Source organism: Streptomyces sp. Tue6028, from assembly GCF_002300165.1.
Taxonomy (GTDB): Bacteria; Actinomycetota; Actinomycetes; order Streptomycetales; family Streptomycetaceae; genus Streptomyces; species Streptomyces siamensis.
The window spans coordinates 46,551-66,629 of the sequence record NZ_MLCE01000030.1 but is presented as its reverse complement, the minus strand read 5'-3'; the positions used below and the strand labels follow the sequence as shown (position 1 = coordinate 66,629).

The following is a 20,079-nucleotide window of genomic DNA, read 5'->3' as shown; positions in this document are numbered from 1 at the left end:
ATGTGGCAGCAGTCATTCAGGCGAACAGAGAGTCGAGCGCCGGGACGCCGGCAAGCACCCGCCAAGCCGGCAGCCTCAGAGTCTGTTCGACCGGACCGGGTTTCGCTCCCGAGCCACCACAGGGCAGCCCCGTCAGCAAGTCGCCGCGAGCGTGCGTCAGTCGCAGGTGACGGGCCGGGTCCTCGCCATGTTCGGGTCCCGAGTCGATGAGTACCGCTGTGTTCGCACCGTTCTGCGTGAACAGCAGGTCCACGGTGTGCCCACCGATCGCTGCCGTACGCTCCAGATCGGTGACTCCGCGACGGCTGAGGTACTCCTGCAGCCGGTCTCCGAGTTCGGCACGAAAGTCGGTCGTCGTCATCGCCGAGAAAGCCGTGTCGTGTCCGGTGTCCGCCCCCGCGCGCAGTACGGCGGACCTTTCGGCAAGCAGTGCAGGCAGCCCGACCTGGCCCGTCCAGAAGGCGTGACTCCCCACCGTGATGAGCTGGGACTTGGCTCGTGTGACCGCGACGTTCCACAGATTGACCTGGCTCGCCACCCAGTGCGTCGTACGGGGCGGAGTGTTACCCGTGGCCACCGGGCTCAGGACCATCACGTCGCGCTGTCCGCCTTGAAAGGCGTGGACGGTACCGACCCGGACCCGCTCGTCGTCGGCCCACACCCGCGCCAGAGCGTCCTTCTGGGCCCGGAACGGCGTCACCACTCCGACCGTCGCGTGCTCGGGTAGCCGCGCGAGCAACTCGTCCACCACCTCGTGTACCCGCTCGGCCTCCGCCGGGTTGCGCCAGGACTGGCCACCGGCGCCTCTGGCTGACTCGCCGTGCAGCGCGTCCACCCACCCCAGCACCGGAGCCGGGCCGAGCGATCCCCACGGGTCGACAGCCGGAATCTGCCTTCGGACGTCGGTCAGGACTTGCAACTGGCCAGCGTAGCAATGCCCGTTGACGATGTCGGCGATGGCCGGGTGGCATCGGTAGTGCTCGTCGAGTAGCAGCGCCGCTTCCCCGCTCTGCGCGGCTGCGTGATACGACGAGTACACGTGATAGGTAACGCGCCGATCTTCGAGCTGTGCCGCGCTCAGCCTCGACCGTACCCGTGCCTGCCGCTCCTGCTGTGCGGTGATCCCCGGGATGTGCCCGAGCTGCATAGGGTCACCGATGATCAGCGCCCGCTTCGCCCGGAACAGCAACGGCATCACCGCCGGAATCGAGCATTGACTCGCCTCGTCGATCACCACGAGGTCGAACAGCTGCGGAGCCAGTTCGAGCTGCCGTACCGAGTGCGTGCTGATCGCCCAGCGCTTCAGGTGTGCCATCAGGTTGCCCTGGCTCCGCTGGAAGCCGGAGCGCTGCCGCAGCGCCTGGAGCCGCTGGCCCATCAGCGAGCGGCCACGGGCCATGGCCTCGGCGGTCACCGCCCGGGCCAGCTCACCCGACGTCTCCGACAGACCAGCGCCGCTCTCCAGCCGCGCTCGCTTCAGCGCTTCCTCGTCCCTGGCAAGATGCTGCGGCAGGAGTTCCCGCAACGCCCGTTCCACAGCCACAGCCTCGGCCAGGGTGCGTAGGAGATCGGAGGGGACCGGACGCTCCGACGCCCAGGCGGGCCACTGGGCGGCCAGGTCCTCCCCCGCGGATCGAACGACGGCGGACAGAGCCCTTCTCCGGCGCCAGAGGCCGAAGGAGAACCATCCGGCACCGGCGGCCCTGCGGGCCGCGCGGCCTCCAGAGCGCGAGGCTCCGGGGGTTTCCGCTTCGGCCACAAGGCCGCGGGCGACGTCGACTTCCTGCGCGAGCAGGGCGAGACGTACGACTTCGAGGTCGAGGTCGTCGACCTGTACGTGCCGCTTCTGCGACAGATTGCCGCACTCCGGGACTCGGTCGTAGTGCTGTGCACCATCGCCTACAGCCCACTGGGGCAGTCGGGAACGGCCTGGTGGGCATCCATTCACCCACGTCATGAACAGTCACTCGAGCACGGCTTAGGTGATCACGACCCATGGCCCCGATTCGTGACGCTGCCGCTGCATCGCAGCGATCGTCAACCCCACCGAACCGCGGCTCAGCGCCCCTTGTCCACCGGCTCCAGGATCGCCACGCACTCCACGTGATGCGTCATCGGGAACAGGTCGAACGCCCGCAGCGTCCGCACCCGGTACCCCCCGTCGCGGAAGTACGCCAGGTCGCGGGCGAGGGCGGCCGGGTCGCAGGCGACGTAGGCGATGCGGCGGGCGCCCAGGGACGACAGGTGCTCGACCGTCTTCTTGCCGGCGCCGGCGCGCGGCGGGTCGAGGACGATCAGGTCGACCTCGGTGATACCGGTGCGCGGGAGGACCGACTCGACCTTGCCCTGTTCGATGCGGACCCGGTCGAAGGCGGCGACGTTGTGCCGGGCGTCCTCGACCGCGCGCTTGCCCGACTCGATGCCGAGGACCGCGCCCGTGTCGCCGAGACGGTCCGCGAGGGCGCCCGCGAAGAGGCCGACGCCGCAGTACAGGTCGAGCGCCATCTCACCCTTGCGCGGCAGCAGGCCTTGCATCACGGCCTTGACCAGGGTGTCGGCCGCCATCGGGTGGACCTGCCAGAAGCCGCCGCTGCCGACACGGTAGGTACGGCCGTCGGCACGCTCGCGCACGAACGCGCGGCCGTGGACACGGTGGATGCCGCCGTCCTTCTCCTCGACGCGCATCACGGAGACGGGCTTGTCGAGTTCCACGAGGGGCAGACGGGCGCCGGGCCGGGGCTCCAGGATCACCATGCGGTCCTGGGATCCGGTCGCGGCGATCGCGTCGACCGAGGCCATGCCGGACCAGTCACGCTCCTCGATGCCGAGTTCGCTGACACCCGGCGCCGCGATCATGCAGTGCTCGATCGGCTCGACCTCGTGCGAGCGGTGGCGGCGCAGCCCGGCATTGCCGTCGGCGTCCACGGCGTACTGGACACGCGTACGCCAGGCCGGCACCTGGCCCGCGGGCAGCTTGTCGCCGTCGGCGGGCATCACCGTGCCGTCCCAGCCGGCCTCCTCGGGCGTGAGGCCCGCGAGCCGCTGGAGCTGCTCGGCGATGACCTCGCCCTTGAGGCGGCGCTGGGCGCCCGGCTTGGCGTGCTGCCAGTCGCAGCCGCCGCAGCGGCCGGGGCCGGCGTAGGGGCAGGGCGCCTCGACGCGGTCCTTCGACGCGTCCAGGATCTGTACGGCGTCGGCGCGCAGGAAGCGCGCGCCTTCCTCGCCCTCGGTGACCCGCGCGACGACCCGCTCGCCGGGCAGGGCGTGCCGGACGAAGAGGACCTGGCCCTCACTGGTGCGGGCGATGCAGTGTCCGCCGTGGGCGACCGGGCCGATCTCGACCTCGTACTCGGCCCCCACCAGCGACTTCTTCGGTTCTGCCTGCATGGCGGGGTGACTCCAGTTGAGAAAAGGGGGAACGGCCGGACAACAGCCCACCAGTCTACGTGGACGTCGTCCGGCCGTTCACCACGAGGCCGTCGGTGCCAGGCCCTGTCCGTCCTGCCCGGCGGGCGACGCCGGGACGGTCGGACAGGCCTCAGCCCTTGGTCTGGGAGGACTCCTTGGTCCGCTCCTCCGCCGGACCGCGGCGCACCGCACCCGGCGCGTTCCAGTCCTGCCGCTTGCGGGCGCGCTGCTTGGCCGCCTCGGAGGACACCAGCTGGTAGGGCACCGACGTCACCATGACGCCCGGGGTGAACAGCAGGCGGCCCTTGAGGCGCAGGGCGCTCTGGTTGTGCAGCAGGTGCTCGTACCAGTGGCCGACCACGTACTCGGGGATGATCACGGACACCGCGTCGCGCGGGGACTCCTTGCGCAGCCCCTTCACGTACTCGATGATCGGCCGCGTGATCTCGCGGTACGGCGAGTCGAGGACCTTGAGCGGTACGTCGATGCCGCGCCGCTCCCACTCCTCGCGCAGGGCCTTGGTCTCGGCCGGGTCGACGTTGACGCTGAGCGCTTCGAGGGTGTCGGAGCGCAGCAGCTTGGCGTAGGCGAGGGCGCGCAGCGTCGGGCGGTGGATCTTGGAGATCAGGACGACGGAGTGGACGCGGGAGGGGCGGACACTGTCGTCGGAGGGGCCCTCGGGGGCGGCGATCTCCTCGGCGACCCGGTCGTAGTGCCGGCGGATCGCGCTCATCGTCGCGTAGAAGATCACCATGCCGAGCAGGGCGACCCAGGCGCCGTGCGTGAACTTGGTGACCAGGACGACGACCAGGACCAGGCCGGTGAAGAACGCGCCGAAGGCGTTGATCGCCCGGGAGCGGACCATGTGACGCCGCTTGGCCTGGTCCTTCTCGGTGGCCAGGTGGCGGTTCCAGTGGCGGACCATGCCGGTCTGGCTGAGCGTGAACGAGACGAAGACGCCGACGATGTAGAGCTGGATGAGGCGGGTCGAGTCCGCCCCGTAGATGACGACCAGCAGGGTCGCGGCGCCCGCGAGGAGCACGATGCCGTTGGAGAAGGCGAGGCGGTCGCCGCGGGTGTGCAGCTGGCGCGGGAGGTAGCGGTCCTGGGCGAGGATCGAGCCGAGCAGCGGGAAGCCGTTGTAGGCGGTGTTGGCGGCGAGGAACAGGACCAGCGCGGTGGCGGCGGCCAGCACGATGAACAGGAAGCTGCCCTTGCCGAAGACGGCCTCGGCGACCTGGGAGATCACCGGGTTCTGGACGTAGTCGGAGCCGACCGGGGCGCCGTTGTGGATCAGGTCGTTGGCCGGGTTCTCGGCCATCCGGACCTTGGTCGACATGGCCAGCGCGATGATGCCGCAGAACATGGTGACGGCGAGCAGGCCCATCAGCGCGAGGGTGTTCGCGGCGTTCTTCGACTTGGGCTTGCGGAAGGCCGGGACGCCGTTGGAGATCGCCTCGACGCCGGTGAGCGCGGCACAGCCGGAGGAGAAGGCCCGCAGCAGCAGGAAGACGAGGGCGAAGCCCGCGAGCCCCTGGTGCTCGGCCTTGATGTGGTAGTCGGCGGTGGGCGCGCGCATGGTGTCGTCGAGGACGAGCCCGCGGAAGGCGCCCCACGCGATCATGATGAAGACGCCCGCCACGAAGACGTACGTCGGGATCGCGAAGAGCTTGCCGGACTCCTTGACGCCCCGCAGGTTCATCAGCGTGAGGAGCACGATGACGGCGACCGCGCAGGCCACCTTGTGCTCGACGACGAAGGGGATCGCGGAGCCGAGGTTCTCGATGCCGGAGGCGATGGAGACGGCGACGGTCAGGACGTAGTCGACGAGCAGGGCGCTGGCGACGGTCAGTCCCGCCTTGGGACCGAGGTTGGTGTTGGCGACCTCGTAGTCGCCGCCGCCGCTCGGGTACGCGTGCACGTTCTGCCGGTAGGAGGCGACCACCGTGAACATCAGCACGACGACCGCGACGGCGATCCAGGGGCTGAAGTGGTAGGCCGACACACCCGCGATGGACAGGACCAGCAGCACTTCTCCGGGCGCGTACGCGACGGAGGAGAGCGGGTCGGAGGCGAACACGGGAAGGGCGATGCGCTTCGGCAGGAGCGTTTCTCCGAGCCGATCACTGCGCAGTGCGCGCCCGATCAGAATCCGTTTGGGCACGTCGGTCAGTTTGGACACAACAGAGAAGCGTAAGGGTTCGAACACGGGGCCGCCCACCCGCCGCCCCGCTTCGGCACAGCATCTGCTCTCCGAGTGAAAACGGGGACCTGTCCGGCTGCGGATTCCGTGGCCGGACGGATCCACGTGTCTATATGACAAAACCCCGCCCCTTGCCCCTGCCGTGGAGGATCCATGCATGTGACCGCGGAGCTGATCGGAGCCGCCGCCGCCCTCGTCGGCCTCGGAATCCTGACCCTGGTGAGTGTCCGCAGCATCACACGCCGCTGATCTCCCTCTCCTCGGCCGACGCCCGGAACCCGCAGGCGAACGTGCACAGGGGTGCCCCGGACGGACCGCGCGTGTGTAGCTTGGGCGGCGGTCTGAGACCCTGTTCACCCTGAGCCGTAACCATCAGATTCGGAAGGACGGTCGTGCACATCGTCATCATGGGCTGCGGAAGAGTGGGCTCCGCTCTTGCCCAGACCCTGGAGCAACAGGGGCACACGGTCGCCGTGGTCGACCAGGACCCCACCGCCTTCCGACGACTGGGCTCCGGGTTCGGCGGCCGTCGTGTCACCGGAGTCGGCTTCGACCAGGACACCCTGCGCGAAGCGGGCATCGAGGAGGCCGGCGCGTTCGCCGCGGTCTCCAGCGGTGACAACTCGAACATCATCGCCGCCCGGGTGGCCCGCGAGATGTTCGGCATCGAGAACGTGGCCGCCCGCATCTACGACCCGCGCCGCGCCGAGGTCTACCAGCGCCTCGGCATCCCGACCGTCGCCACCGTCCGCTGGACGGCCGACCAGATGCTGCGCCGGCTGCTGCCCTCGGGCGCCGAGCCGCTGTGGCGCGACCCCACCGGCGGGGTGCAGCTCGCCGAGGTGCACACCTCCTCCGGCTGGGTCGGCCACAAGATCAGCCGCCTCCAGGACGAGACGGGCGTGCGCGTGGCCTTCCTCACCCGGCTGGGCGAGGCGATCCTGCCCTCCTCGCAGACCGTGCTGCAGGAAGGCGACCTGGTGCACGTCATGATGCGCTCCGACGAGGTGGACAAGGTCGAGGCGGCGTTCGCCAAGGGTCCTGAAGAGGAGGCCGGTCACTGATGAGGGTCGCCATTGCCGGTGCCGGCGCCGTGGGCCGCTCGATCGCGGGCGAGCTCCTGGAGAACGGCCACGAGATCCTGCTGATCGACAAGGCGCCGACCGCCATCTCGGTCGAGCGCGTGCCGCAGGCGGAGTGGCTGCTCGCCGACGCCTGCGAGATCACCTCCCTGGACGAGGCCGCGCTCCAGCGCTGCAACGTGGTCATCGCGGCCACCGGTGACGACAAGGTCAACCTCGTCGTCTCCCTGCTCGCGAAGACCGAGTACGGGGTCCCGCGGGTCGTGGCCCGCGTGAACAACCCGAAGAACGAGTGGCTCTTCAACGAGGCCTGGGGCGTCGACGTCGCCGTCTCCACCCCGCGCCTGATGTCGGCCCTCGTCGAGGAGGCGGTCAGCGTCGGCGATCTGGTGCGCCTGCTGCGCTTCAGCCACGGCGACGCCAACCTCGTCGAGCTGACCCTGCCGCCGGAGTCCGCGCTCGCGGGCACCACGGTGGGCGACGTCGAGTGGCCGCAGGACACCTCGCTGGTGACCATCATCCGCGGCACCCGCGTCCTGACCCCCTCCCAGGAGGACTCCCTGGAGGCGGGCGACGAACTCCTCTTCGTGGCCGCGCAGGCCCGCGAGGAGCAGCTGGAGGACCTGCTGTCGGTGCGCCGCGAGGACGCGACCGAGTAGACGGTTCGGAGCGTGTACGACGACGGGGCGCCCGGAGATCTCCGGGCGCCCCGTCGTCGTGTGCGGGCTGTGGTGTGTGGGGTGTCGGGCTACGGACCGTCGCCGGCCGTCGCCTGCGGACCATCGTGGGCCTTCCACTGCGGGCCGGCGTCCGCGCGCGATCCGGTCGCCTGAGCTGCCGTCGGTGCCGTCCCGCGGACCGGGCGCCCGTCATCTCGCGGAGACCGCGCCCTTGAGCCTCGGGCCCAGCCGGCGTGGCGAGGGGGCCGACCCGGCAGCGGGGAGTGCCGTCCTGCAGCAGGGTCGGGCTACGCCTCGGCGGGGGCGGGCTACGCCTCCCGGCGGTGGCGGGCGGGTGCCGAGTCGCCGCGCTCCGCCGCGAGGGCGGCCTTGCGCTCCTTCTCGGCCTTCTCCTCCGCCTCCATCTCGGCGAAGACGTCGATCGGCGCGGGCGCCTTCGCGAGGAAGACCCAGGTGAGCCAGACGGCGAGGAGGAACGGCGGGATCTTCAGGGCGATGAGGACCCAGCCGAACTGGGTGGTGTCGGCCCACCAGTAGAGCGGGAAGAGCACCGCGCACTTGGCGAGGAGGATCAGACCCCAGGCCCAACTGGCCTTGGCGTACGCCTTCTTGCGGCCGGGATTGCGGGTGCGCCAGGAGAGGTTCTCCTTGAACACCGGTCCCAGGATCAGGCCGATCAGCGGGACGCCCGCGAGGGTCGTGACGATGTAGGCGATGGCCAGACCGAGCGTGTAGAGCATGCCCGGCAGGTAGAAGTCCTTGGCGTTGCCCGTCATCATCGCGAAGACCACGCCGAACGCGACGCCGAACACCCCGCTGAAGGCGTGCTTGACGGTGTCCCGCATGACGAGGCGGACCACCACGAGCAGCAGGGACACGCCGAGGGCGGCGATCGCCGACCAGTGCAGGTCCTTGTTGATCGTGAAGATGGTGACGAAGAGCAGGCCGGGCACGACCGTCTCGACCATGCCCCGCACGCCGCCGAACGCGTCGAAGAGCGCGGCCTCGGTCACGGCCCTGGAGTCCTGCTGGGCGTCTTCGGTCGGCTTGTCGAGCGACGTCACCGGCTACTCCCGTCCGAGCGGTCTGAGTTCGTACTTCGGGTTGAACAGCACCCTACGGCCCCGGCTCATCGAAATCCGGCCCGATGCGATCAACTTGCGTCCCGGCTCGATCCCGACGATGGAGCGCCGGCCGAGCCAGACCACGTCCAGGGCGGCCGATCCGTCGAACAGCTCGGCCTCCAGGGCCGGGACACCGGCCCGCGGGCGCAGAGTGACCGTGCGCAACGTACCAGTAACCGTGACGATCTGGCGGTCGTGGCAGTCACCGATGCGGGTGCACCCGGTGGTCTCGGTGTCCTCCCGCAGCTCCTCGGACTCCAGGTCCTCCTGGGACGAGGAGAGCCGGTCTATCATCCGCCGGAACCGGCCCGCCGGCTTTTCGGAACGAGGAACAGCACTCATACCGAAAGCGTACCGGGGGCCGCCGACCCGTACGTACCCCCGGCACCACCGTGCGAACCCGTGTGCGACTCATCGCTCGAACCGGTACCCCATCCCGGGCTCCGTGATGAAGTGCCGCGGGTGCGAGGGGTCCACCTCCAGCTTGCGGCGCAGCTGGGCCATGTAGACGCGGAGGTAGTTGGTCTCCGTGCCGTACGACGGTCCCCACACCTCCTGGAGCAGCTGCTTCTGCCCGACGAGGCGGCCCGTGTTGCGCACCAGGACCTCCAGGAGGTGCCACTCGGTGGGCGTCAGACGGACGTCGCGGCCGTCGCGGTTGACCTTCTTGGCGGCCAGGTCGACGGTGAAGTCGTCGGTCTCGACGATCACGTCGTCCTCGCCGCCCCCGGTGGGCTCCGCCCGGCGCACCGCGGCCCGCAGCCGCGCCAGCAGCTCGTCCATGCCGAAGGGCTTGGTGACGTAGTCGTCGGCGCCCGCGTCGAGCGCCTCGACCTTCTCGTCGGAGGAGTGCCGGGCCGAGAGCACCAGGATCGGCACCCGGGTCCAGCCGCGCAGCCCCCTGATCACCTCCACGCCGTCCATGTCGGGCAGCCCCAGGTCGAGCACGACGACGTCGGGGTGGCGGGCGGCGGCGAGCTGGAGGGCGGTCGCGCCGTCGGGCGCCGCGTCGACCTCGTACTTGCGTGCCCTGAGGTTGATCACCAGGGCCCGGGTGATCTGCGGCTCGTCGTCGACCACGAGGACCCTCGTGGGGGTCCGCGGGTCGCCCCCGGTCGAGCTCAGCATGGGACCTGCCTCTCTGCGCCTGAAGGTGTGGTGGCCAGGTCGGGGCGGCGGTCCACCGCCCGCACCGTGAGCACCATGGTGAGTCCGCCGCCGGGGGTGTCCTCGGCGTTCAGGGTGCCGGTCATCGCCTCGGCGAAGCCGCGGGCGACGGCGAGGCCGAGGCCCACGCCGGCGCCGCGCGGGGCGTCGCCGTAGCGCTGGAACGGCGCGAAGATGCGGTCCTTGGCCTCGTCGGGGACGCCCGGTCCGCGGTCGACGACCCGCACCTCCACCCGGTCGGCGATGGCGCTCGCGGACACCAGGACGCGTTCGTCGGCAGGGCTGTACTTGACGGCGTTCTCGACGAGGTTGGCGACGGCGCGCTCCAGCAGTCCGGCGTCGACGGCGACCATCGGCAGGCTCTCCGGGATCTCCAGCTCCACGCTGTCCTCGGGGACGCCGCCGAGGGCCATCGGCACCACCTCGTCGAGGTCGATCTCGCGGATCAGCGGGGTGACCGTGCCGGTCTGCAGGCGGGACATGTCCAGCAGATTGCCGACCAGGTGGTCGAGGCGGTCGGCGCCGTCCTCGATGCCTTCGAGGAGCTCCGCCCGGTCCTCCTCGGACCATTCGACGTCCTCGGAGCGCAGCGAGGAGACCGCGGCCTTGATCCCGGCCAGCGGGGTCCGCAGGTCGTGGCTGACGGCGGCCAGCAGCGCGGTGCGGATGCGGTTGCCCTCGGCCAGTTCCTTGGCCTGGGCCGCCTCGTGCTGGAGCCGCTGGCGGTCCAGGACCACCGCGGCCTGCGCGGCGAACGCGGCGAGCACCCGGCGGTCCGAGGCCGGCAGGACGCGTCCGGACAGGGCCAGCGCCATGTGGTCGCCGACCGGCATGTCCACGTCCGCGTCCTCGGGCCGGGTGGAGGGCTCGGGTCCCACGCTGCCCGCGCAGGTCCACGGGTCGACGTCGCTCTCCCGCTCCAGCAGGGCGACGGACTCCATCGAGAAGGTCTCCCGGACCCGCTCCAGGAGGGCCTCCAGACTCGTCTCGCCGCGGAGCACACTGCCCGCGAGGAAGGACAGGATCTCCGACTCGGCCCGCAGCCGGGCCGCCTGGTGCGTGCGGCGGGCCGCCAGGTCCACGACCGACGCCACCGAGACGGCGACGCCGACGAAGATCGCGATGGCGACGATGTTCTTGGGGTCCGCGATGGTCAGCCGGTGCAGGGGCGGCGTGTAGTAGTAGTTCAGCAGGAGGGTGCCGAAGGCCGCGGAGGCCAGTGCCGGGTAGAGGCCGCCGAGGAGCGCCGCCGCGACGGTCACCGTCAGGAACAGCAGCATGTCGTTGGCGAGGCCGAGGTCGACGGTGTTCAGCAGCAGGGCGAGGACGACCGGTCCGAGCACGCCGACCAGCCAGCCCCAGATGATCCGGGAGCGGCCGAGCCGTGCCCCGCGCGCCACCGGAAGGCCGCGCCCCTTGGCGACCTCTTCGTGGGTGACGATGTGGACGTCCAGGTCGGGGCCCGACTCGCGGGCGACGGTGGCGCCGACCCCCGGCCCGAAGACGTACTGCCAGGTCTTGCGGCGGGAGGAGCCGAGCACGATCTGGGTGGCGTTGACGCCCCGCGCGAAGTCCAGGAGCGAGGCGGGGATGTCGTCGCCGACGACGTGGTGGAAGGTGCCGCCGAGGTCCTCGACGAGGGTGCGCTGGACGGCCAGTTCCTTGGGCGAGGCGGAGGTCAGTCCGTCGCTGCGCGCGATGTAGACGGCCATCACCTCGCCGCCCGCGCCCTTCTCCGCGAGCCGGGCCGCGCGCCGGATCAGCGTGCGCCCCTCCGGTCCGCCGGTCAGGCCCACCACGATGCGTTCCCGCGATCCCCAGATCTTGGAGACCCGGTGCTCGCTGCGGTACTCGGTGAGGTATTCGTCGACCCGGTCGGCGACCCAGAGCAGGGCGAGCTCGCGCAGGGCGGTGAGGTTGCCGGGCCGGAAGTAGTTCGACAGGGCGGCGTCGACCTTGTCGGACTTGTAGATGTTGCCGTGTGCCATCCGCCGCCGCAGCGCCTGTGGCGACATGTCGACGAGCTCGATCTGGTCTGCCCTGCGCACCACCTCGTCCGGCACGGTCTCCCGCTGCCGTACGCCCGTTATGGACTCGACGACGTCGCCGAGTGACTCCAGGTGCTGGATGTTGACGGTCGAGACGACGTCGATGCCGGCCGCGAGGAGTTCCGCCACGTCCTGCCAGCGCTTGTCGTTGCGCGAGCCGGGCACATTGGTGTGGGCGAGTTCGTCCACCAGGGCGACGGCGGGGGCGCGCTCCAGCACGGCGTCCACGTCCATCTCGGTGAAGACGGAGCCGCGGTGTTGCAGTTCCCTGCGTGGCACCTGCTCCAGGCCGTGCAGCATCACCTCGGTGCGCGGCCGGTCGTGGTGCTCCACGAAGGCGACCACGCAGTCGGTACCGCGTTCGACGCGCCGGTGCGCCTCGGAGAGCATGGCGTACGTCTTGCCGACGCCCGGTGCCGCACCGAGGTAGATCCGAAGCTTGCCGCGTGCCATGAGCCCTATTGTCTTCCTGTCACTGCCGTGTACGCAGCGTCGACCTTACGGCCATGAATTCCGGCAAAGGGGGCGTCGGGGCAGGCGGGGGGCGTCTTTGACGCAACTCTGACGCGATCCGCGACGGCGCGCGGAGGTGGTGCGGGCGTGTGCCACCCTCCGCCCGGTGCCGGAGCGGCAGTCGCGGGGCCGGCGGTGACCCGCCGTGGAGGACGGTGCGCGCCCGTGGCGCGACGCGGCGGCGCCGTCAGTGTTCGACGATCTCGCCGTCGCTCAGCTCCAGCACCCGGTCGGCGAGGTCGAGCAGGGCCGCGTCGTGCGTGGCGACGAGGGCGGTGACGCGCTCGCTGCGGACGACGGCGCGCAGCAGTTCCATCACGGCGATGCCGGTCTCCGCGTCGAGCTGCCCGGTGGGCTCGTCGGCGATCAGGAGAGCGGGGTTGTTGGCCAGGGCGCGGGCGATGGCCACGCGCTGCTGCTGGCCGCCGGACAGCTCGCCGGGCCGCTGCGCCGCGTGGTCGGCGAGGCCGACGAGCGAGAGCAGCAGGTCCACGCGCTCCTCGCGCTCGCGCGGGTCGGCCCGGCGCAGCCGCAGCGGCACGCCGACGTTCTCGGCGGCGGTGAGGATGGGGATGAGTCCGAAGGACTGGAAGACGAAGCCGATGCGGTCGCGGCGCAGTCCCAGCAGTCCGTTCTCGTCGAGGCCCGACAGGTCGAGGCCGTCCACGGTGATGCGGCCCTCGTCCGGCTCGTCGAGACCGCCCACGAGGTTGAGCAGGGTGGTCTTGCCGGATCCGGAGCGGCCCTTGAGGGCGACGAGCTCGCCGCGCGGCACGTCGAAGGAGACCCCGCGCAGCGCGTGCACGGCAGCGGCTCCGGTGCCGTAGGAACGATGGACGTTCTCGACCCGCAGCATGGTGTCGGTGGCGACCTGACTCATGTTCCTCCCCCGTCGGCCGGGCGCCAGTATGTCCAGCGGGCGCCCGGCCGGGCAATGGGTCAGGCGAGGTTGTCACCGTGGGTCAGCGTCTCCCAGGCCACGAACAGGTTGTTGCTGCCGGCCGGGCGGTTCTGCTCGGTCAGCCGCTGGGTGTTGGTCATCGCGATGCCCAGGCGGTTGTGCAGGCCGTTGTAGCCGACCTCGGTGACCGGTCCGAGCCCGAGGTTCAGGGACCCGCCGCACAGCCAGCTCGGTGCGGCTTCGCCCAGCTGGTACTTGGACTGGAAGCCGAGTGCCTGTCGCAGCCGCTCGCCGACGTCGGTGCCGTACAGGTCCTGGCCCTGGATGCGGCTGGTCTCGGCGATGTGCGAGATGGCGGAGATGCCGTAGCCGGTGTGCGTGAAGTCGCGGCAGGTCTCCTGGGTGAGTCCGGTGACGAAGGTGGACTGCCCCTGCCAGTAGTTGACGATCTTCGCCCTGGTGTCGAGGTTCTGGCTCGGCACGGTCTTCGGCAGGTCGCCGTCCGAGGCGAGGTAGACGTAGGCGGCGGTACGCGTCCGGAACTTCGCCATGGCCTTGTCGTACGACGTCCTGTCCTCCAGGAAGACGGATATGCCGACGGCGGCCTCCATCATCGACAGCTCCCAGTTCCCGTTGGAGTTCGAGCCGTTGATGATCTCGGGCAGGTAGACGTCGCGCAGCATGGTCGCGAAGCGGCCGGAGTTGGCCCACGTCCCGGTGTACGTGTACTTGATGATCTCGGCGGCCTTCGGCCAGGAGGAGCCGGCCCAGCCGGTCTGCAGGGGCGCGTTGCTGTTGGTGTGGTCCTTGATCACCGCCGACCAGGCGTCCATCAGCTCGATGGCCTTCTTGGCGTACCGGTCGTCGCGCGTGATGTACCAGGCGAGCGCGTCGGTGTACGCGGCGATCGCGTCCTCGCGCTCGTCGGTGCACCCGTAGTTGGGGTTGGAGTACGAGCCGCACTCGACGGTCGCGCGGGGCTTGGCGGTGCGGCTCAGTGAGGCGTACTTGCTCGCCGTCATCTGGTCGAAGGCGCCCTTCCAGGGCTGGGCGCCCGCGTTGACCTTGGTGCGTGCGAAGTCCAGCTGGCTCTTGGAGACGGTGACTCCGGGGTGCGCGAAGACGGCGGGCGCGGCCTCGGCCCGATGGGCACCGGGCCAGGAGACGAGAGTGCCCACGAGCGCCGCGGTCGCGGCGGCGACGGTGGCGAGGACGAGGGGGCGCCGTCTGCGGTGGTGCCGTGTGGGGGTGTCGGGCATGTGGGGGCCATCCATTCTCGTATGTGAACGACACATGGAATGCTGAACACGCGCGTTGGCCGGTGACCATAGGTATGGACCAGGCTTCCGTCAAGGCCTGAAGTAAGACCCGCAGCTCAACTGCCGTTCATGGATGGGAACTTGGCCGGGGCCCGGACATGCGAAAGGGCCGTACCTCCCCTGGGGAGGTACGGCCCGAGCTCGTGTGCGTCCCTCGGCCGGCGGCGGCCCGGTGGTCCCGGGTCCGTCGGTCTCGGAGAACCCAGGTCAGCGGACCTCGGTGATCTCCGGCCCACGCTGGAGCTGTCCCATGCCGCCGGAGAAGCGGGAACCGCCCTGCTCCTCCTGCTGGACACCCTCGGGGACCATCTGCGCGTCGTTCGGCAGCTTCAGGACGATCGGGTCGCGGGGGGCCATCGGACCCTCGCCGCGGACGACGACCGTGTCCCGGAAGATCTGCTCCAGCAGACCCGCGGCCTGCGGCTGCACCGCGCCCTGCCCGGAGATCACTCCGCGCAGGAACCAGCGGGGACCGTCCACGCCGACGAACCGCACGACCTGGAAACCGCCCGTGCCGTCCGGCAGCTGCACCGGAACCTGCGCACGCAGCTCCCAGCCCAGCGGGCCCTCGACCTCGTCGATGACACCGCCCTGCTGGGTGATGCCGGAGGCGATCTCCTCGCGCACCTCGCCCCAGATGCCCTCGCGCTTGGGAGCGGCGAAGGCCTGCAACTGGACGGCACTGTCCTTGAGGACCACGGTCGCCGCGACGATCGCGTCACCCGCGACCTCGACCCGCAGTTCCATGCCGTCGACCCCGGGCACGAAAAGACCGCCCAGGTCCACCCGGCCCTCGGCCGGCTCACGGACCTCGGAGCTGTCCCAGGGTCCGTCGGGGCGGGGCTCGGGCTCGAGCCTCACGCGCTCCCGCTCCTCCGCCTCGTCCGCCTCAGTGTCGACGCCGTCGACGACCTGCTCGGCCTCGCCCGCCGCGTCCTCGGCGGCACTGCCCTTCTTGCGACGTCCGAACACGTCACTGTCCTTCCCGGTCGGATACGACCGAAGCGTATCGATTCCCACCCGTTGTGCTGCCCACGGCGGCATGACCGCCGGTGGACCCGAAGCCCCCTGCGGCCCGCGCCGTGTCGGGAAGCTCCGCCACCTCCTCGAAGCGGACCCTCTCGACCTGCTGGACGACCAGTTGAGCAATCCGGTCGAAGCGCTCGAACCGCACGGACTCGCGCGGGTCGAGATTCACCACGATCACCTTGATCTCCCCACGGTACCCGGCATCCACCGTCCCCGGGGCATTCACGAGGGCGACACCGCAGCGGGCGGCGAGCCCGGAACGGGGGTGCACGAAGGCCGCGTACCCCTCGGGCAGCGCGATGGACACCCCGGTGGGGAGCACGGCCCGCTCACCGGGCGCCAGTTCGCAGCTCTCGGTGGTGCGCAGATCGGCTCCCGCGTCACCCGGGTGTGCGTACTCGGGGAGCGGTACGTCGGGGTCCACGCGCCTGATCAGTACGGGGAGTTGTCCGCCGGGGTCACGGGTCACGGGTTCACCTCGAAGGCACGGGCCCGCCGGATCTGGTCCGGGTCGTTCATCGCCGCGTGGATCTCCTCAGGGCGGCCGTTCTCGATGAAGTGGTCGACCTTCACCTCGACGAACAGGGCGTCCGCGCGGACGGCCACGGGCCCGTCGGGGCCGCCGATCCGCCCGGTGGCGGTGGAGTAGATCTTCCGGCCGGCCACCGCGGTGACCTCGGCCTCCAGGTGGAGCACGGTGCCGACGGGCACCGGGCGCCGGAAGTCGGTCTCCAGCCGCCCCGTCACGGCGATGGTGCGCAGCAGCCAGTTCAGCGAGCCGAGCGTCTCGTCCAGCGCGGTGGCGAGGACGCCGCCGTGCGCGAGGCCCGGGGCGCCCTGATGGGCGGGCCGCACGGTGAACTCCGCGCTGATCCGGACACCTTCGCCGGCTCGGGCCTCCAGATGCAGCCCGTGCGGCTGCTCACCGCCACAACCGAAACACTGTTCGTAGTGGGCACCGAGGAGTTCCCCGGGGGCGGGCGCGTCGGGGTGCCGCACCGGCGCGACGGCGTCGGCGGGAGGCGTCAGAGCTGCGGAAGTACCACTCACAGGCGCAGACCTTACCCGCGAGTCGGCCCACCGTACGCACCGTGTCAAGCTTGGCTTCATGCAGCTCTCCGCCTCGCCGTACGAAGAACGCCTCACCGCACCCCGCTCCTGGTGGCTGGTGTGCTTCATGGTCGGGGTCGCGATGGCCCTGATCCTGCTTCCGTTCGGCACGCTCCCGTTGCTGGGCGGCCTGGTCGGCGGAACCGCGGTCTCGGCGGTCGTGGCCAGTTCGTACGGCTCGATCCGCATCCGGGTCGTCGGCGACTCGCTGATCGCGGGCGAGGCGAAGATCCCTCTCGCGGCCCTCGGCGACGCCGAGATCATGGACCAGGAGGAGGCGCGCGCCTGGCGCACCTACAAGGCCGATCCCCGCGCCTTCATGCTCCTGCGCGCCTACATCCCCACGGGCCTGCGTGTTCAGGTCACGGACCCCGAGGACCCGACGCCGTACCTGTACCTGTCGACCCGGGAGCCGGAGCGACTGGCGGCGGCCCTGAAGTCGTCTCGCGCCGAGGCGTAGCCCCCTCTTCCGCACCGTCGGCGGCGGCCGCGTACACGCGGCACGGCGGCCTGCTCCGTCGCGCCGGGCCCGGCGCACGCACGCGTGCCCTGAGGCGGCTCCAGGGGCCCCGGGACCGCGCAGTGCACGTCTTCCCGGCCCGATCGGCCGGGGCGCGCGGAGCGGACGTGCCTCAGCGGCCCAGCTCTCTGGGGATCTCGCCGAGGCGCAGGGGGTCCGCCGGCTTCTCCAGCGGCGGCAGTTCGGGCAGCGCGTCCCACGGCACCTGCATCTTCCGCAGGTCCTTGCGGATGCGGGACGCCAGGCGTCTGGTGTCGCGGCGGTTCATGAGCGCGCCGACCGCCGCCCCGACCATGAACGGCATCAGGTTGGGCAGGTCCCGCACCGTCCGCTTCATGATCTGCTGGCGCATCTCGCGCTTCATCTGGCCGCCCAACGCGGCGTTGACCGTCGACGGCTTCGTCACGTCGATACCGCGCTCCCCCGACCAGGAGTTCAGGTACGCCGTGCTGCGCTCCTTGAGGTTGCCGGGCGGTCGCAGACCGTAGACCTCGTGGAGCTCGGCGATCATCTTGAGCTCGATCGCGGCCACGCCGGTGATCTCGGCGGCGAGCTCGGTGGGCATCGCCGGTGGCACCGGCAGCATGGCGGCGGCACCGATCCCGGCGCCGACCGTGGACGTCGCGGCGGCCGCGCCCGCGACGAGCTTGTCCGCGAGCTCCTCGGGCCCGAGGCCCGGGAATTGCCTGCGGAGGGTCGCGAGGTCCCGTACGGGCACACGCGGGGCGTTCTCGATGATCCGGTCGGCGACATAGGCCAGCCCCGCCTTGGCGCGGCTGCTGCCCTTCTGGACGCCTTTCAGGACCCCGTCCCTGACAGCCGCCGCGCGGCGCCTGGCCGTGCGCGCGGGAGGACTCTGAGGAGCCTCCAGGGCGCCGCCTGAGGGCGGCTCGTCGAGCGAGGCTGATCCTGGTGCGGAAGAGCCTCGCTCGTCGTCACGTACGCCTTCAGAGCCGCCGTACGGCCCTTCGTCCGCTCCCCGCCGGGAGGAGCGGCGCTTCCAAGGAGGGGTCGAGCCAGTCACGGCCGACCCTGCCTCAGTCGCAGTCGCGGCAGATCGGCTGGCCGTTCTTCTCGCGGGCCAGCTGGCTGCGGTGGTGCACCAGGAAGCAGCTCATGCAGGTGAACTCGTCCTGCTGCTTGGGCAGGACCCGGACGGCGAGCTCCTCGTTCGAGAGGTCCGCACCGGGCAGTTCCAGGCCTTCGGCGGCCTCGAACTCATCTACGTCGACGGACGAGGTCGACTTGTCGTTCCGGCGTGCCTTCAGCTCTTCAAGGCTGTCCGAGTCGACGTCGTCGTCGGTCTTGCGTGGGGTGTCGTAATCCGTTGCCATGTCGCTCTCCCCCTCTGGGTGTCTGCGGTGTCTCCAGCGCACGTAACGCGTGAGAGGCCGGACTTGTGCCCGACCCGAGGCGGAGATTTTGCCTCACATCAAGGTCTGTTACTCAATCGACACCCAACCGGACTCCTCAAGAGTGATCGGCTTGGATGGCGATGCGGACCGTACACGGTCCTGATGGCGCACTTCAAAGGCGTCTCACCGTGTACTTCCCGTGATCAAGACCCCCGAAAACCCGGATTTTCCCGGCTTTCCGACAGCCTGCATGATCACGGAGAGTAGATGGCTTGAAAATCGCCCTTGTGATCGATCACACACGACCCTCCCGGACGAGTGACCGGAAAATTCCGCGCAAAGCGAACATCGCCGCGTGTGCGGGACATGCTCTCAGATCGGAAGGGTGACGCGCATCACGAGCCCACCTCCGTCACGCGGCTCCGCGGCGATGTGCCCGCCGTGCGCGCGGGCCACCGACCGGACGATCGACAGGCCGAGGCCCACGCCCTTGTCGCTGCCCGTGCGCTCGGTGCGCAGCCGTCTGAAGGGTTCGAAGAGGTTGTCGATCTCGTACGCCGGCACCACTGGACCCGTGTTCGACACGACCAGGACCGCCTGTCCGTGCTCGGCCGCCGTGGTGACCTCGACCCAGCCGCCCTCGGGCACGTTGTACCGGACGGCGTTCTGCACGAGGTTCAGGGCGACCCGCTCCAGCAGGACGCCGTTGCCCTGGACGACGGCGGGCTTCCGCTCGCCCCGGATCTCCACGCCCTTGGCCTCCGCCTCGGCGTGCACCTGGTCGACGGCCTGCTCGGCGACCTCGGCGAGGTCCACCGGCTTGCGCTCGACGATCTGGTTGTCGCTGCGGGCGAGCAGCAGCAGACCCTCGACGAGCTGTTCGCTGCGCTCGTTGGTGGCGAGGAGCGTCTTGCCGAGCTGCTGGAGCTCGACCGGCGCCCCCGGGTCCGAGAGGTGCACCTCCAGGAGCGTGCGGTTGATCGCGAGCGGGGTGCGCAGCTCGTGCGAGGCGTTCCCGACGAACCGCTGCTGTGCGGTGAAGGCACGCTGGAGCCGTTCCAGCATGTCGTCGAAGGTGTCCGCCAGCTCCTTCAGCTCGTCGTCCGGCCCGTCCAGTTCGATCCGCCGGGACAGGTCCGAGCCGGCCACCGCGCGCGCGGTGCGGGTGATCCGCCCGAGCGGCGAGAGCACCCGGCCGGCCATCGCGTAGCCGAAGGCGAAGGCGATGATGGCGAGGCCGAGCAGGGCGAGCAGCGAGCGGCTGAGCAGGTTGTCCAGGGCGGCCTGGCGCTGCTGGTCGATGCAGTGGCTGATCGCGGCGTTGAAGGCGTCGAGCGACAGGCCCGAGTTCACCGCGGGGCAGTTGTCGCTGGTGACCTTGATGTCGGTGCCGCCGGCGATCCTGAAGAGCGGCTCGTTGCCGGTGTTCAGCGCCTGCGCCGCGAGCAAGTAGATGATCGACAGCAGCATGATGCCGGCGATCAGGAACATGCCGCCGTAGAGCAGCGTGAGCCGTATGCGGATGGTCGGGCGCAGCCAGGGGAACGGGGGTTCCGGCCTTCTGGGTTCCCAGGTGGGCTTGGGGGGCGCCGCAGGGGGCGCCGGGGTCGCGGCCACGGC

General features: G+C 70.5%; 18 protein-coding genes and 1 pseudogene. 4 read left to right on the top strand and 15 right to left on the bottom strand.

Annotated features, from left to right (window positions below):
* Window positions 1–16: 16 nt before the first annotated feature.
* The gene (locus BKI49_RS28620) at window positions 17–1,537 is read right to left on the bottom strand and encodes a DEAD/DEAH box helicase (protein WP_257004998.1); all 1,521 of its coding nucleotides are present in this window, start codon (window positions 1,535–1,537) and stop codon (window positions 17–19) included.
* 207 nt (window positions 1,538–1,744) lie between these two features.
* Here BKI49_RS28620 and BKI49_RS36040 point away from each other — a divergent pair.
* Window positions 1,745–1,840, top strand: a pseudogene (locus tag BKI49_RS36040) (bifunctional riboflavin kinase/FAD synthetase); the annotation flags it as partial.
* Window positions 1,841–2,058: 218 nt separating this feature from the next.
* Here the strand turns inward: BKI49_RS36040 and BKI49_RS28615 are convergent.
* Window positions 2,059–3,387, bottom strand: coding sequence for a class I SAM-dependent RNA methyltransferase (locus tag BKI49_RS28615; protein ID WP_095937150.1), 1,329 nt, complete (start codon window positions 3,385–3,387; stop codon window positions 2,059–2,061).
* A 151-nt stretch (window positions 3,388–3,538) separates the two neighbouring features.
* Window positions 3,539–5,590 (bottom strand): APC family permease, encoded by a 2,052-nt coding sequence (locus tag BKI49_RS28610; protein ID WP_095937149.1) that lies wholly within the window; start codon window positions 5,588–5,590, stop codon window positions 3,539–3,541.
* 413 nt (window positions 5,591–6,003) lie between these two features.
* Between BKI49_RS28610 and BKI49_RS28605 the strand changes: the two genes are divergently transcribed.
* Together BKI49_RS28605 and BKI49_RS28600 are read left to right on the top strand one after the other, a co-directional pair.
* Window positions 6,004–6,675: a potassium channel family protein gene (locus BKI49_RS28605; protein ID WP_095937148.1), complete on the top strand. Its 672-nt coding sequence runs from the start codon at window positions 6,004–6,006 to the stop codon at window positions 6,673–6,675.
* Complete coding sequence (locus BKI49_RS28600) at window positions 6,675–7,352, top strand: potassium channel family protein (RefSeq protein WP_095937147.1); 678 nt, start codon at window positions 6,675–6,677, stop codon at window positions 7,350–7,352. Before BKI49_RS28605 ends, BKI49_RS28600 begins: the two co-directional genes overlap by 1 nt.
* Window positions 7,353–7,681: 329 nt before the next feature.
* On the opposite strand, the gene BKI49_RS28595 is transcribed toward BKI49_RS28600, so the two are convergent.
* From BKI49_RS28595 to BKI49_RS28555, 9 genes are all read right to left on the bottom strand, one after another.
* The gene (locus BKI49_RS28595; RefSeq protein WP_095937146.1) at window positions 7,682–8,437 is read right to left on the bottom strand and encodes a DUF3159 domain-containing protein; all 756 of its coding nucleotides are present in this window, start codon (window positions 8,435–8,437) and stop codon (window positions 7,682–7,684) included.
* Between the two features lie 3 nt (window positions 8,438–8,440).
* Window positions 8,441–8,839 (bottom strand): OB-fold nucleic acid binding domain-containing protein, encoded by a 399-nt coding sequence (locus BKI49_RS28590; protein WP_078629174.1) that lies wholly within the window; start codon window positions 8,837–8,839, stop codon window positions 8,441–8,443.
* Between the two features lie 69 nt (window positions 8,840–8,908).
* Window positions 8,909–9,625: a response regulator gene (locus BKI49_RS28585; RefSeq protein WP_095937145.1), complete on the bottom strand. Its 717-nt coding sequence runs from the start codon at window positions 9,623–9,625 to the stop codon at window positions 8,909–8,911.
* Entirely contained in the window at window positions 9,619–12,165 is a 2,547-nt protein-coding gene (locus BKI49_RS28580) for a sensor histidine kinase (RefSeq protein WP_095937144.1), read from the bottom strand. Before BKI49_RS28580 ends, BKI49_RS28585 begins: the two co-directional genes overlap by 7 nt.
* 247 nt (window positions 12,166–12,412) lie before the next feature.
* Window positions 12,413–13,105 carry an ABC transporter ATP-binding protein gene (locus BKI49_RS28575; protein WP_095937143.1) on the bottom strand — a complete coding sequence of 231 codons (693 nt, stop codon included), beginning with the start codon at window positions 13,103–13,105 and terminating at the stop codon, window positions 12,413–12,415.
* A gap of 59 nt (window positions 13,106–13,164) precedes the next feature.
* Entirely contained in the window at window positions 13,165–14,385 is a 1,221-nt protein-coding gene (locus tag BKI49_RS28570; protein ID WP_095937142.1) for an alginate lyase family protein, read from the bottom strand.
* Window positions 14,386–14,652: 267 nt separating this feature from the next.
* On the bottom strand, window positions 14,653–15,417 hold the full coding sequence (locus BKI49_RS28565) for a DUF3710 domain-containing protein (protein ID WP_028802252.1): 765 nt from the start codon (window positions 15,415–15,417) through the stop codon (window positions 14,653–14,655).
* A 1-nt stretch (window position 15,418) separates the two neighbouring features.
* Complete coding sequence (gene dut / locus BKI49_RS28560) at window positions 15,419–15,943, bottom strand: dUTP diphosphatase (protein WP_095937141.1); 525 nt, start codon at window positions 15,941–15,943, stop codon at window positions 15,419–15,421.
* Window positions 15,940–16,524, bottom strand: coding sequence for a PaaI family thioesterase (locus tag BKI49_RS28555; RefSeq protein WP_095937140.1), 585 nt, complete (start codon window positions 16,522–16,524; stop codon window positions 15,940–15,942). The genes dut and BKI49_RS28555 overlap by 4 nt, the downstream gene beginning before the upstream one ends.
* Before the next feature lie 58 nt (window positions 16,525–16,582).
* Between BKI49_RS28555 and BKI49_RS28550 the strand changes: the two genes are divergently transcribed.
* Entirely contained in the window at window positions 16,583–17,044 is a 462-nt protein-coding gene (locus BKI49_RS28550; protein WP_095937139.1) for a DUF3093 domain-containing protein, read from the top strand.
* Window positions 17,045–17,216: 172 nt separating this feature from the next.
* On the opposite strand, the gene BKI49_RS28545 is transcribed toward BKI49_RS28550, so the two are convergent.
* The 3 genes from BKI49_RS28545 to BKI49_RS28535 all read right to left on the bottom strand — a co-directional run bounded on the left by BKI49_RS28545 (window position 17,217) and on the right by BKI49_RS28535 (window position 20,076).
* A complete protein-coding gene (locus BKI49_RS28545) occupies window positions 17,217–18,128 on the bottom strand; it encodes a hypothetical protein (RefSeq protein WP_095937138.1) in 912 nt (303 codons plus the stop codon).
* 13 nt (window positions 18,129–18,141) lie between these two features.
* On the bottom strand, window positions 18,142–18,438 hold the full coding sequence (locus tag BKI49_RS28540; protein WP_003997302.1) for a DUF4193 domain-containing protein: 297 nt from the start codon (window positions 18,436–18,438) through the stop codon (window positions 18,142–18,144).
* A 393-nt stretch (window positions 18,439–18,831) separates the two neighbouring features.
* On the bottom strand, window positions 18,832–20,076 hold the full coding sequence (locus tag BKI49_RS28535; RefSeq protein ID WP_095937137.1) for a sensor histidine kinase: 1,245 nt from the start codon (window positions 20,074–20,076) through the stop codon (window positions 18,832–18,834).
* Between the last annotated feature and the right edge of the window lie 3 nt (window positions 20,077–20,079).

What these genes read in the sequence shown, in the direction of transcription:
- BKI49_RS28615 (WP_095937150.1), bottom strand. Translation starts at nt 3,387, where the DNA reads ATGCAGGCAGAACCGAAGAAGTCGCTGGTGGGGGCCGAGTACGAGGTC.
- BKI49_RS28600 (WP_095937147.1), top strand. Translation starts at nt 6,675, where the DNA reads ATGAGGGTCGCCATTGCCGGTGCCGGCGCCGTGGGCCGCTCGATCGCG.
- BKI49_RS28590 (WP_078629174.1), bottom strand. Translation starts at nt 8,839, where the DNA reads ATGAGTGCTGTTCCTCGTTCCGAAAAGCCGGCGGGCCGGTTCCGGCGG.
- BKI49_RS28585 (WP_095937145.1), bottom strand. Translation starts at nt 9,625, where the DNA reads ATGCTGAGCTCGACCGGGGGCGACCCGCGGACCCCCACGAGGGTCCTC.
- BKI49_RS28580 (WP_095937144.1), bottom strand. Translation starts at nt 12,165, where the DNA reads ATGGCACGCGGCAAGCTTCGGATCTACCTCGGTGCGGCACCGGGCGTC.
- BKI49_RS28575 (WP_095937143.1), bottom strand. Translation starts at nt 13,105, where the DNA reads ATGAGTCAGGTCGCCACCGACACCATGCTGCGGGTCGAGAACGTCCAT.
- BKI49_RS28570 (WP_095937142.1), bottom strand. Translation starts at nt 14,385, where the DNA reads ATGCCCGACACCCCCACACGGCACCACCGCAGACGGCGCCCCCTCGTC.
- BKI49_RS28550 (WP_095937139.1), top strand. Translation starts at nt 16,583, where the DNA reads ATGCAGCTCTCCGCCTCGCCGTACGAAGAACGCCTCACCGCACCCCGC.
- BKI49_RS28540 (WP_003997302.1), bottom strand. Translation starts at nt 18,438, where the DNA reads ATGGCAACGGATTACGACACCCCACGCAAGACCGACGACGACGTCGAC.